We start from the raw sequence: 12,663 nt of genomic DNA on the forward strand, positions 1-12,663 counted from the left end.
GGCGAAGCTTGAGAAGAGCCAAAGTGAAAGCCATATTATCGCTATAAACAGTATTCTACTCTTCTCGTTTACGGCGAGGGATCTCCTCAGCTTCTTTATAGCTCTGTAAATTGGGAATATCAACGCGTTATCCTCCACTACCTTATTATTCTACGATGAATCCAAATTATTAAAACTAGGAGTCTCAGTTGTTGTGTCTTAGGTGTTAAGTAAGGGTGCTTGTGTTGAGAAAGATTAACGGTTTACTATTGTATCCAATAGGATATGTATCTATTGACGACTTGGTCAGAGCTCGGTTATTGATCGATGAGGCTTTTCATAAACGGGTATCTACTTATATTGCTACTGCTAAAACTAATCCTCCTGTGCATCTTATTGATTGGAATAGAATCCAGTATAATGCTGAAGAAGTTACATTATGGGTTTCTGAGAAGAGTAGGACTATTCTATCGTCAGGTTTTCTCGTTGTGGGAGTATGTGGATGTGATGCTTATGTGAAGGGGTTGAACTTCGTTTTTGGCCTAGCTATTCCGAGGTTAGGTGTTGCTACAGTTTATACTAAGAGGCTTGAAACAGGAGATCACGAATTGTTTATTAGAAGGCTTGCTAAAGAGATTGCCCATGAGACCGGGCATCTCTTTGGGTTGGATCACTGCAGTTCTAGGAATTGTGTTATGAGTTTCAGTAACAGCATAAGTGATGTTGACAGGAAAAACTATAGGTTCTGTGATAATTGCTGGAGTAGAATAGAAAAATTGCTTAGTGACTAGATATCGACGACGAATGTTAAAACCCAGCAATCTCCCTCCCTATGTATACTCATCTGAGAGTATGTCATGGCTTTAACTATAGTCCTATGCTCGTGTTTCTCTGGATCAAACTTTTCACCGCATACCATTCCTCTGAGGATATATGAATCAGTCTTGCATTGTATTTTATTCACTCTGAAGTATCCGAAGATCAATCCTTCTACGTCGATGTAGTAGAGTAGCTCTTCTATCCACCTGTATAGCAGATTCTCCAGGTCATAACCTTCTATATAGACATCCATCTCCTTTTCACAGGCCACTTCCGAGGTATCCGTTACAACCTCGAAAACAGCCTTTGCAGCTTGCTCGAAGGCTTCTTCTAGACTCCTCCCCCTAGCTTCTATTAACTCATCTGCCGTGTGCTCTTTACTTATGAATCCGGGGCAGGAGGCTTCCGTCAACGTTAACCCTTCGCTACCCCGAGCGGTTTTAATCTAACCACAAGTTTCCCTATACCTACGGCGTTCGCAACTTCCGCTACTTTATCAACATTCTTGTAGGCTTCAGGGGCCTCCTCTACTATTACTCTCTTGTTTGCCGCGCGTATGTAGATGCCTAGTTTAGACAGTTCCCCTAGAACGTCTCCCACAGTCATGGTTCTCAGTGCTTTCTTCCTGCTCATCCATCTTCCTGCACCATGTGGCGCTGTATACCAGCTCTTCGCTCCATCTTCGCTCCCAGCTAATATATAGCTTGCCGTTCCCATGCTACCAGGTATCAACACCGGTTGTCCCACATCTTTGTAGTCCTGCGGTATATCAGGATGGCCCGGTGGAAAAGCTCTGGTTGCTCCTTTCCTATGTACTATAAGCTTCACTCGTTTACCATCTACAATATGCTCCTCAATCTTCGCAATATTGTGTGCAACATCGTAGACCAGCTTCAAACCAAGCTTATCCGCGTCTGTATGGAAGACTTTCCCGAAGCTCTCACGGGTCCAGTAACTAATAAGCTGCCTATTGGTCCAGGCAAAATTGGCTGCAGCAGCCATTGCACGTATATATTTCTGTGCCTCCTCACTAGAATAAGGCACACTCGCTAACTCTCTATCGGGTGGAACTGTACCATACTTCCTCATAGCCCTCTCCATAACTTGGAGGTAATCACTAGCAACCTGGTGGCCGAGACCTCTACTACCAGTATGAATCATAACAGTTACTTGGCCTTCACGGGTGAACCCAAAAGACCTAGCTATCTCCTCATCATAAATCTTATCCACAATCTGGACTTCCAAGAAATGATTACCCGAACCTAACGTACCGAGCTGCTGAGCACCCCTCTGCTTAGCCCTTCTACTAACCATAGAGCTATCCGCTAAACCCCAACTACCATGCTCCTCAATATGCAGAGGATCATCACTCCAACCGTAACCCTTACTAATAGCCCACTCAACACCCTCATCCAGCACCCTATCAAGCTCTTGTATAGAAACCCTAACCTTACCGCTGCTACCCAACCCGGAAGGAACATTACGGAACAACTCATCAACAAGCTCCCTTAACATAGGCTGCACATCGCCAACATCTAGATTCGTAACCATAACCCTAACGCCACAATTATGGACAATTACACCGTTTGCAATGAAATTATGTGCGAAATGACCAACACCAATATCATAGACCTCCTCAGCGTCACTAGGGATTTTCTCGGTTTTTTCAATGATATCAATAACAAATCCTCCCGATGTGCAATATTTCTTAACAAAGTCATCAAAGGTTCCCAACTCTTTCGCAATAAGCCTGTTCATTTCTACCTTCGAAAGGTTTAAACTTCCATATTGTTCTATTAACTTCAGCTTTCTCTTCACATACTCCGTATAGTAAAGGATCTCTTCTTTATTCTCAGTATATTCGTACCCGATTTTGCTTAAGAAGCTATATAGATGTTTCGTATTAGATGGAATTACAAGTCTATAAATCCAGTTATCACCTGTTGATGGTTCTACTTTTCTAATGAAGGCTGAAATACCAAATTCTTTAAGCATATCCCTAATATCTTCAAGGAATTCGATAGCGTTGATTTCTAAGTTTTTATTCCCAGAAATCGTGTAGTTAATAACATTTAAAGGATATAGATGTCTCCTAGTACGTTGAGCTGGTTCGCTTCCATCCGCTCCAAATAAGCCTGCTAGAAAATTTCTTTTCACCCACAACGGGCCTTGTTTTATCCAATCTGGAATTCTAAAGTTGACATTCTGTCTTCTTCTAAGTGGAAAGCCGAGTTTAAGAATTAGTAGTGCAAATGCCTTTGAGTTTATGTGCAATGAATGCTTTGTCCCAATTGTTTCTTTACCTTTAACTACTATTTTCCTCTTACGTGAATATATTTTTGAAACTTTTATTCCTAGATTTTCTTCTAGATCTCTTTTTAATTCTTGAAGCCCTCTTTCTCCGCCATAAATAGCGATAGTAAATCTTTCTCTCTTTTTATCCTTGTATAATTCGGTGTATTTGTATATAGTTCCATTGCTTAATAAGTATCCGAAGAGTCTTGCTATTATTGCAAGTTTTAAGTCCATGGAGTGTAATGGGATTAAGTTTTTTTTCTTAAGGTATTTGATGATTTGGCTGTTTTCATTTGTGAATGCCTCTTCATCTAAAACTAACTTACTGTTACCCTCCTCATAATCTACACCCTCGAAGGGATGCACTATGATTTTATCGCCAGCCTTAATTTTTAACGCAATCTTATATCCCTCTGGAGTAAGAATCGGATGATCTTCCGAGACGATAATTTGTCTGCCCCACTTAGTCTGTATTCTGTATAAAAACTCGTCAGCAGGTCTTGATGCTAGGAGAGTGATTTTAGAGGAATCATTATGTCCCTCTTGTTGATTGAATATTTTTAATTTCAATGCCTTTATTCTTCCTTCCTTTGCCCATTTTACTATATGTTTTACATGCATTCTAAAGCCATAGTGGGTCAAAACGTTTGTACTCGGATGTAAGCAATTCACGTCATAGCCGACGCCGCCTGGGCTTATGACTCCGTCTTCTTCAATGGACATTGCTGCTACTCCTCCTATTGGGAACCCGTAGCCTTGGTGTCCGTCAGGCATTACTAGGCTGTGCTTTTGTATTCCTTTTAGGCATGCTGTATTTGCGGCTTGTTTGAGGGTTAGGTCTTGTTTCATTTTGTCTATCAGGAAGTCGTCGGCGTAGATTATGGTTGGTACCTTCATGCATGGTTGATATTCTTTTGGTATCATCCATTCGTATTTGTTTATTCTTTTTAATGGTGGTGTTGTCAATTGTTTCACCCCATGTATAGTATTGTATTATTTGGTGTTGTAGATTTTATTATATTCTAGTTCGTATATGATTGTATTTGTCGGTGTTTGCTTGGGGATAGTGTTGCTCGAGGTTGAGAAGAAGATTATTATTCCATGCGATTTTATGGAGAGTCTTCGGGTCAGATTAGAGAAGGCCGGTTTTTCCTTGGAGTGGAATGGCTTGGAGGTTGACAGATATTATCAGCATCCTTGTAAGGATTTCTCTGTAACTGATGAGGCGTTTAGGCTGAGGGAGGTTATTAGCGGTGGAGTTAGTCGATTCGTGTTGACTTGGAAGGGTCCTAAGGTTGGTGTAGGTGTTAAGGCTAGGGAGGAGGTTAACTTTGGGTTTGACGGTGATGTTGGTAGGCTCGAATCGATATTAAGTCGCCTTGGTTTCTCTGGAGTAGCTGTTGTGAGGAAGGAGCGGTCTGTTTATTCTGGGCTGGATGTTAAGGTTTACTTGGACCATATCTCCGGATTGGGTTGCTTTGTGGAGGTTGAGGCTTTGGGGGAGTATTCCATTGCTAAGACTTTTGTTGACAGGGCTGTGCATATACTGGAATTGGATTCCTATCCTTCTACGGTTAAGAGCTATCTAGAACTCGTATCAGAGAGATAATTAGCCAATCGTCTATAAGAGATTAGCTTGTTGTCGGAGTAACCTTATATACTATGCTCTCACTGTTTCTACATGGAACAATCCAAACTAAGGTGGATCATTTTGTCCGAAGAAAAGAAAATTGACTGGTATAGTATATCCGAGAAACTTCACAAGTTCTATGGAGGTAAAATAGAAACTATACCCAAAGTACCTATTAGAACATTGAATGATTTCGCTATATGGTATACTCCAGGCGTAGCCGAACCCAGCATGAGAATCGCTAAAGAACCGGAGCTAAGCTTCGAATACACAAGCAGGTGGAATAATATTGCAATAGTAAGCGATGGAACTAGAGTGTTAGGTCTAGGGAAAATAGGTCCCGAAGGAGCATACCCTGTTATGGAGGGAAAAGCCCTCATATTCAAATACCTGGGAGGAGTAGATGCAGTACCACTCGTTCACAGAGCAAGGGATCCTGAGAAATTCCTAGAACTCCTCGAACTAATAGAACCATCATACGGAGGAATAAACCTCGAAGATATAGAGAGCCCTAAATGCTTCTATATCCTTGATGAAGCGAGGAAACGGCTAAAAATACCTGTCTGGCACGACGATCAACAGGGAACAGCAGCTATTACGTTAGCTGGACTTATAAATGCATTGAAAATCGTTAACAAGAACATAAAGGATGTCAGAATAGTTTTAGTAGGAACAGGAGCAGCTAACGTCGCACTCTACAGGATACTGAAACCCTTCGGTGCAGATCCTAAGAAGATAACTGCAATTGACAGTAAAGGTGTACTCCACCCTGATAGGCCCGATATAGACAAGCTGATGGTTTCGAATAAGTGGAAATACCAAATAGCCATTGAAACCGAGGGCGGAGGAATACGAGGTGGGGTTCCCGAAGCAATGGAAGGTGCAGATGTGGTTGTTGCTGCGAGTAAACCAGGTCCCGGGACAATAAAGAAGGAGTGGGTTGCGAAAATGGCTAAGGATGCTATAATATTCCCTATGGCTAACCCTGTCCCAGAAATTTGGCCTTGGGAAGCCAAGGAGGCTGGTGCAAGGATCGTTGCCACAGGAAGAAGCGATTTTCCCAACCAGGTAAATAATAGCTTAGTATTCCCAGGAGTATTCAGGGGAGTACTAAACGTTAGAGCTAGAACTATAACAGATGAAATGGCTATCGCGGCTAGCTTGGAAATAGCAAAGTTCGCGGAAGAGAAAGGTATACATGAAGAGTATATTGTGCCAACTATGGAGGAATGGGAGGTGTATCCCAGAGTAGCTACAGCTGTTGCTCTTAAAGCAATAGAGCAAGGCCTTGCGAGGAAGGTTATGACTAGAGATGAAATATATAATATGTCACTTGAAATAATCAAGGCAACAATGGGGAAATACCAACTTCTCCGCAAGAACGGGTACATAAAAGAAATACCAAAAGAGGTGAATGCTTAATGTATGAGCCTGGTCTAACTGTAAAGGAAGCAGAAGCAAAACATATAGAAGACCTTGTAGACATGACTGTAAGATTCTACAGGTTCAATGAGGAATTCGATCCAGCATACTCTACTAAGCCAGAAATTGATGATGTAGCGAGAGCATACATACAAGAGAGCCTAGAAAAGGAAGACATAATCCTCCTAGTAGCATGCTGGAACGATAAGCTCGTTGGTTTTGCAAGGATAGAGATTAGAAGAAACAGACTTATTAAGAACGAAAAATATGGAACTCTGATTGAATTATACGTTAAACCTAGATACAGAAGGCAGGGGATTGCATGGAAACTTATAGAAGAAACCAAGAAAAAACTAGCGGATAAAGGCATCTACCATGTAGTAGCACAATTTCCTGCGATGAACATTATAGCGGAGAGGTTCTACAAGAAACATGGTTTCAGGCCGTGGACACAGATATTTATACAAGAGGTGGGGTGAAATGTCGTCTAAATCTATAGTTATAAGGAAGCCTGCAAGGGAAGACTCCCAGGTCATGGTTGACCTAGTCGCTAGACTAAAATTTCTCAATGAGGAACTTGATCCTAACTACAAAACGGTAAGTGAATTACAGAACGTAGCTAGAGAATACGTTGAAGAGGCTATAGGGGATCCTAATTCAATTATACTTGTTGCTGAGGATGAAAATACTGGCCAATTGATTGGCATCCTTAAACTAGATATCGAGGATAGACGCTTCTACGAGCCCAAGGTTGCAGGTGTTATAACAGACCTATATGTACATCCTAGTTACAGGAGGAAGAGATTGGGTGTTCTCTTGATTGGTAAAGCAATTGAAGAACTTAGGTCTCGTGGAATTAAAATGATTGCAGCTATCTATCCTGTGAATAACATTATCGCAAGGAGATTTTATGAGAATCTCGGGTTCACAGACCTAGAAGTCGAAGTTTATAAAGAAATTTAAACCCATTTTCTCTTTTTCAATTCTGAGACTACTTCACTAACTAATACATTGGGATTTTTGGAGGCATCTAGAACTAGGAACCCGTATAGTGATGCTAATTCCAGATATATTTTCCTTATATTCTCAGAAAACACCTTGTCCTCTAGTGCTTGCAATCTAGCATCTCCGCTTCTAGCCTCTGCTTCCCGCGGATCTATATCAAGTAGAATCGTTATGTCGGGTCTGACCGCGTAACGGTTTATTTCTTCCACCCATTCTCTTTCAGCCCCCCTAGCAGTCTGGTAAGCTATACTCGAGTAGACGTATCTATCTGTAATAACCCATTCCCCGTTTTCCAAGTTAGGTTCGATGAAGCTTCTTATATGAAGAAGTCTATCAGCTGCGAAGAGAAGCGCCTCAGCATACCCGTCAACCCCTTTACTAGTCGCCTCATTTATTACGTGCGTTATAAGCGGGTGCCAAGGTTCTCTAGTAACTACATTCCGTATTCCCATTCTCGCGAGCTTTATGGAAAGCTGTTTTGCTAGAGTAGTTTTCCCCGATTTATCTATACCTTCTATAGCTATGAATTTTCCCTTACTCATAAATCTCCACCCATCCTCCAGGCTCTATTATTACCTTCCTTAGAAGTCGCGGGGTTCCATAGAAATCTCTAGGCATACCATCTAGGAGTGGTATATCACTTATAACTGCACCTGTTATGATTATCGGCTCTGCCTTATGCATAACCAATGCAAGAGGCTGTTTTCTATTGAATTTTAACGCGTACATTATATAGGATCCAACGGTGCTACCACGCCCTTCAGGTGCGAATAAAACTCTATTAGATACTATTTCACCTTTAACCCTAGAGTCTGGTTGAACTAAGACGCCTGTTTCAGGGTCAACGTCTCCTAGGAACGAGATAGGGTTCTCGACCACCAATCCCCCCCCTTCGATTATTGTTGAAGTATCTACTATCGGCTTCAAATGCAACCTCAATAAGCCATCACCTGAACGATAAATCAACCAGCTTATTCACTGAAGCCAAATATGACTCTAAACCATGTATCCTTTTCATATAGAACATTGTTTTGAAAGAATTTGTAGCTACAGATGCGTTGGTTTCCTTCCATCCAGGACTTACCACTATACAAGTATCTCTCATAACACGAATGTTCTTCTTCTTCAAAATGCCGATAATGCCCTCCGATAACGCTTCATTGTAAACGGATCTACTAGCTGCTACCCAAAAACTATTCACTGCTCGTCCCGGGTGGTTAAGAGCTATTCTCGCGATATCCCTAAGTTCCTCAACGCTCACATGAGGACATCCCAAAAAGACAATATCTGGCCTAGAAGCCGGCTCATATTTCTCAAGTTCAGTTATAATATCGGCTTTCTCTACAGTTATCTCCTCTTCTATTCTAGTTTCATCCATGTTTACCTTAGTTATTCCTGGGATTATGCACATCTCGATATTCCCGACTGCCCCAGCAGCAGCACACATCGATTTTACCTCAGGTTCCCTTATACCTATTATACCCTTGATAAGTGGCTGTTTAATCCTTGTTTGCATTGCTATTATCTCCCCTAATATGCTTGATACCGCTTGGTCATTCTCATAGTACTCTACGTTGAATCTTGTTCTTGGGAGTCTGTTCTCTGGTATGTGGACACCAGAGTAATAGGTCTCTCCCGCTATCGCAGCCATGAGAGCCAGAGGTCCACCTTCCCTGTTAGTCCATGCACTAATGTAGGTATTAGCATAGCCTACAGCACTAGACTCTCCCCATGCTAGATGCCATCCAGACTGGACTCGGTCTACGTAGTAAGGTGTACAAGTCATAACAGGCTTTCCACCCATTGAAGCTATATTATCAATTATTTCTTTTTGCTTCCTGATGAACTCTGGTGTGACTCCGGGTATACCCGTTGGGTCATCAAGGTCGAGTCCTATAGGGTTAATTGTGGTAGGTACCTTGAATTTACCTCCTTTCTCCATTATTTCACGGATAAAATTTAGGCCTGGATCACCTATGTTGTTATATGATATACCTGATATGTGTGCGTGATTTATTGGTATAAGTTTCTCAGCTCCCAATGCTTCCCCTACTTTGACTATAACTTCATATGCTATTCTAATTGCTTCACCATACTCCCCGGCGAGCGCGGCTTCCTCCAGCCTCGTGAGATACAACAATTCCCCCCTCTTTCACTGCAGATGTTAGTTGCTGCATCCTGGTATGGATGCTTTCTCAAAAGTCTCCCCTCCTTGAAGTGGCTTGGTCGCATCTATGCCTATTTTCGCGGTTAAACCATCTTCCGCTGATGGATCTAGAGTTGAACCCCTAGCATTTCGAAGCATAATGAGATCCTTATCCGCCTGGAACCTCGTCGCGATCGCCCATTCAACTTGGTACGGGTCATCAGTGTCTATATCTGCGTCGACTACCACAACATGTTTTAGACTGGGATGACCAGCGAATGCTGCTAGAATAGCATTCTTCCCATCTCCATCGTTATTCTTTGTTATGCTGACTACTGCATGAAGCCATCCCCCACTGGCAGGCGTTAACGATACCTTATGAACTTTTGGAACGACCCGCGACACGCTCTGATATATCGAGGCTTCTCTAGGGAACCCCATTAGAAAGGCGTGTTCCGTTCCACCAGGAAGAATCACTTGAACATATGATGACGGTTTATAGAATATTTTCTCAATTACTATTTTGGGTTGAAGACGAGATCTATCGTAAGTTCCCATTGCATCAACAAATGGACCTTCACGGGTCCTCTCTGGAGTAATCCATCCTTCCACTACAATTGAAGCCTCTGGAATAGGATGTCCGTGTATTGGTGAACCATAGAGTCCTCCACCAAGTATCCTTGCAGAGTGAGACAGTTCAAATACTCCCATCGGAGGACTGGTAGCTGCTGCAACAATGTGCAGGGGATGTACTCCCATAACGATAGTTATGGGTAGATTCACACCTTTCTCCGATGCTTCTCTAGCCATGAAATACAAGTGCCTTGGGACTAATCTAATCGCTATTTCACCAGTATCTGAAAGCATTATCCTGTGAATACTGGCATTACAAAGTTCATCTTTGCATGATACAACTATAGGACTAGTTAAATAATAACCACCATCTCTTTTATAGAATTTTATCCAAGGCAAAATACAAGGGTCTCCAGTGATTTCATAGCTTCCAGGGAGATCTCCATTAACATGTTTTTCAATTTTATTGTTAAACGATGTTATTACCTGGTATGCATCAACAGGGTCTCCTGGTTTACCTAAAAGAGCATAGAGAACGCTTTTCTTAGCTATTAATCCAGCCACTATGGTGTAGGGAGAATCTTTTAGCTTGAAAAAAACAGGAACCTGCTCAGCCTCAGATTTCTTTATCAGGCATGCAGCCTCATATTTCCTGTTAACAATAGGGAGTTCCTGGCTGTAAATAGGAATCAAACCTTTATCTTCCAAGTAACTCTCAAGTGTCGCCTTGTTCAAGAATTCTCAGCCCTCATAACGTTAAGTTGGATGGGTATTCTTATAAATAAGGGTTAGTTTTAAGGGTGGTGAACTCGAGAAAATAGGATAAAAGAGGGTTAAGCTTTCCCTAAAGCATTGAGAACTATTTCCACGATCTTCTCTAATTCAAGTGTTTCCTTTGCACCGTCTAGCATAACTAAGCGAACTTCACCGGTTTGCTTGTCTTTCACCCTCAACTCGTCAACTGCTATAAGCTCATCCCCCTTCTTCTCATGCCTTCTATAGATATCAAGTAACTGTATTCCCTTCTTAGAAAGTAAATCTCTCAACTTCAACGATATCGTCGAGGCCATACTCCACCACCTTGTAATCTCAATAGTTCCACGTACCTCTCCCGGGTTAAAAATTTAGCCAGTAAAAACGGTGGTTGCAATGAGTGAAAGCCGGGTATTAGTCAAACTTGACGTGTTTAGACTAGCATTCTACCTAGCAAGGAAGAAGAAAGCTAAGTATATAAGAATTAGGGATCTCGCTGAAATGCTGGGTGTCTCAACACGTAGTGCAGGTAAACTCCTTGCAAGAATGGAAAACTACGGGTTGGCTAGGAGGTACAGTAACACTGTTTACGAAGTAGTTTCATCTCGAGAGAAAATAAGGGAAGTCATTTAGATGTTCTTCTGCACTTCTCGTAGGAGCTTCTCTAATATTTCCAAGCCTTTATCCACTTCTTCCCTGGTTATAATTAGGGGAGGAGCAACCCTTAAGGTTGAAACGCCAGCGCTAATTATTAGAAGACCACGTTTAAACGCATTATTGATTATCCATGACATTTCCTTCCTTGCAGGTTCCTTTGTTTCACGGTTTTTAACGAGTTCTACGCCTATCATTAATCCTTTACCCCTTACATCGCCTATCAATTCCATGGAATCCTTCAACTCTTCAAACCTCTCTACGATATACTCTCCCTGAACAGCAGCATTCTCCAGCAGGTTCTCCTCTCTGATAACTTCTATGACGGCTTCAGCTGCAGCTAAAGACACGGGATTTCCCCCGAAAGTACTAGCATGGCTTCCAGGAGGAAGATTCATTACTTCTGCTTTTCCACCTATAACACCCAACGGAAGGCCCGAGGCTATACCTTTAGCGCTAGTAATAACATCTGGTTCCACATCCCAGTGATCAACAGCATACCACTTGCCGGTTCTCCCGACTCCAGACTGGACTTCATCGACTATCAGTAAAATACCATGCTCATCAGCAAGTTTCCTCAAGTTAGGCAGAAAGTTATCCGGTGGTACAATATATCCACCTTCCCCCTGTATAGGTTCAATAATAAAAGCAGCTACCTCAGAGGGGTCAACTATCTTAGATAAAATCCAGTCTTCAATGTATCCTATAACAGCATCACTGCATTCTTCTGGAGTTTCAACCTTGAATGGGCATCTGTAACTATAGGGGTAAGGTACATGTATTATTCCCGGGACGAGGGGCGAAAACCACTTCCTTTGCACAGGTTTACTTGCAGTTATACTTACTGCACCCAATGTTCTGCCGTGAAATGCTCCGAGGAAACCAATGATGTACTGTCTCGTACCCTTGAAATACCCTCTAGCAACCTTAACCGCACCCTCTATCGTTTCGGCACCGCTGTTAGCATAGAATAGCCGGGAGTCCGATTTGAACGGCATTATGCTCTTAATCTTCTCTCCGACCCTAATTGCCTCCTCATAGTAGAAATCCGTTAGACTGTAATGGAGAAGTTTCTCTGATTGCCTTTTGATAGCTTCTACGATTTTGGGGTGAAGATGACCAACATTCATGACTGCTATACCGGAGTTGAAGTCCAAATAACGGTTGCCGTCAACATCAGTTACCATAGTACCTTTGGCGGTAGCTACGACGAGAGGATACCATCTGACAAAGCTTTGCATAAGAATATTCCTGTCCTTCTCAAGGATCTCTCTGGCTTTAGGTCCTGGTGGTTCCACAATAATATAAGGAACTTCCATTTTTAATATACACCTCCAAAACGCAATTAATTAACATGGATAATTCCGTATAATATAGGTTGGTGGGA

At 42.1% G+C, this 12,663-nt stretch carries 14 protein-coding genes; 6 read left to right on the top strand and 8 right to left on the bottom strand.

What is annotated here, in order from left to right:
• Positions 1-224: 224 nt before the first annotated feature.
• Positions 225-770 carry an archaemetzincin family Zn-dependent metalloprotease gene (locus F7B60_05925; GenBank protein MCE4615045.1) on the top strand — a complete coding sequence of 182 codons (546 nt, stop codon included), beginning with the start codon at positions 225-227 and terminating at the stop codon, positions 768-770.
• On the opposite strand, the gene F7B60_05930 is transcribed toward F7B60_05925, so the two are convergent.
• On the bottom strand, positions 767-1,210 hold the full coding sequence (locus tag F7B60_05930; protein MCE4615046.1) for an archease: 444 nt from the start codon (positions 1,208-1,210) through the stop codon (positions 767-769). The two genes, F7B60_05925 and F7B60_05930, sit on opposite strands and share 4 nt — an antisense overlap.
• A 2-nt stretch (positions 1,211-1,212) precedes the next feature.
• Entirely contained in the window at positions 1,213-3,867 is a 2,655-nt protein-coding gene (locus F7B60_05935; GenBank protein ID MCE4615047.1) for an RtcB family protein, read from the bottom strand.
• A gap of 295 nt (positions 3,868-4,162) precedes the next feature.
• On the opposite strand from F7B60_05935, the gene cyaB reads away from it, so the two are divergent.
• The 4 genes from cyaB to F7B60_05955 all read left to right on the top strand — a co-directional run bounded on the left by cyaB (position 4,163) and on the right by F7B60_05955 (position 7,108).
• Positions 4,163-4,702 (top strand): class IV adenylate cyclase, encoded by a 540-nt coding sequence (gene cyaB / locus F7B60_05940; GenBank protein MCE4615048.1) that lies wholly within the window; start codon positions 4,163-4,165, stop codon positions 4,700-4,702.
• A 102-nt stretch (positions 4,703-4,804) separates the two neighbouring features.
• Positions 4,805-6,145: an NADP-dependent malic enzyme gene (locus tag F7B60_05945; GenBank protein MCE4615049.1), complete on the top strand. Its 1,341-nt coding sequence runs from the start codon at positions 4,805-4,807 to the stop codon at positions 6,143-6,145.
• Positions 6,145-6,624: a GNAT family N-acetyltransferase gene (locus F7B60_05950; protein MCE4615050.1), complete on the top strand. Its 480-nt coding sequence runs from the start codon at positions 6,145-6,147 to the stop codon at positions 6,622-6,624. Before F7B60_05945 ends, F7B60_05950 begins: the two co-directional genes overlap by 1 nt.
• A 1-nt stretch (position 6,625) precedes the next feature.
• Positions 6,626-7,108: a GNAT family N-acetyltransferase gene (locus F7B60_05955; protein ID MCE4615051.1), complete on the top strand. Its 483-nt coding sequence runs from the start codon at positions 6,626-6,628 to the stop codon at positions 7,106-7,108.
• Here the strand turns inward: F7B60_05955 and tmk are convergent.
• From tmk to F7B60_05980, 5 genes are all read right to left on the bottom strand, one after another.
• The gene (gene tmk, locus F7B60_05960) at positions 7,105-7,692 is read right to left on the bottom strand and encodes a dTMP kinase (GenBank protein ID MCE4615052.1); all 588 of its coding nucleotides are present in this window, start codon (positions 7,690-7,692) and stop codon (positions 7,105-7,107) included. The two genes, F7B60_05955 and tmk, sit on opposite strands and share 4 nt — an antisense overlap.
• Positions 7,685-8,089 carry a DUF126 domain-containing protein gene (locus tag F7B60_05965; protein ID MCE4615053.1) on the bottom strand — a complete coding sequence of 135 codons (405 nt, stop codon included), beginning with the start codon at positions 8,087-8,089 and terminating at the stop codon, positions 7,685-7,687. The genes tmk and F7B60_05965 overlap by 8 nt, the downstream gene beginning before the upstream one ends.
• 7 nt (positions 8,090-8,096) lie before the next feature.
• The gene (locus tag F7B60_05970; GenBank protein MCE4615054.1) at positions 8,097-9,287 is read right to left on the bottom strand and encodes an aconitase X catalytic domain-containing protein; all 1,191 of its coding nucleotides are present in this window, start codon (positions 9,285-9,287) and stop codon (positions 8,097-8,099) included.
• Positions 9,288-9,314: 27 nt separating this feature from the next.
• A complete protein-coding gene (locus F7B60_05975; GenBank protein ID MCE4615055.1) occupies positions 9,315-10,604 on the bottom strand; it encodes a UbiD family decarboxylase in 1,290 nt (429 codons plus the stop codon).
• 98 nt (positions 10,605-10,702) lie between these two features.
• The gene (locus F7B60_05980; GenBank protein ID MCE4615056.1) at positions 10,703-10,939 is read right to left on the bottom strand and encodes a hypothetical protein; all 237 of its coding nucleotides are present in this window, start codon (positions 10,937-10,939) and stop codon (positions 10,703-10,705) included.
• 79 nt (positions 10,940-11,018) lie between these two features.
• Here F7B60_05980 and F7B60_05985 point away from each other — a divergent pair, with 79 nt between their 5' ends.
• Entirely contained in the window at positions 11,019-11,255 is a 237-nt protein-coding gene (locus F7B60_05985; protein MCE4615057.1) for a hypothetical protein, read from the top strand.
• Here the strand turns inward: F7B60_05985 and F7B60_05990 are convergent.
• A complete protein-coding gene (locus F7B60_05990; protein MCE4615058.1) occupies positions 11,252-12,595 on the bottom strand; it encodes an acetyl ornithine aminotransferase family protein in 1,344 nt (447 codons plus the stop codon). The two genes, F7B60_05985 and F7B60_05990, sit on opposite strands and share 4 nt — an antisense overlap.
• Positions 12,596-12,663: the final 68 nt, after the last annotated feature.

Source organism: Candidatus Tiamatella incendiivivens, from assembly GCA_015522635.1.
GTDB classification, from domain to species: domain Archaea; phylum Thermoproteota; class Thermoprotei_A; order Sulfolobales; family Acidilobaceae; genus Tiamatella; species Tiamatella incendiivivens.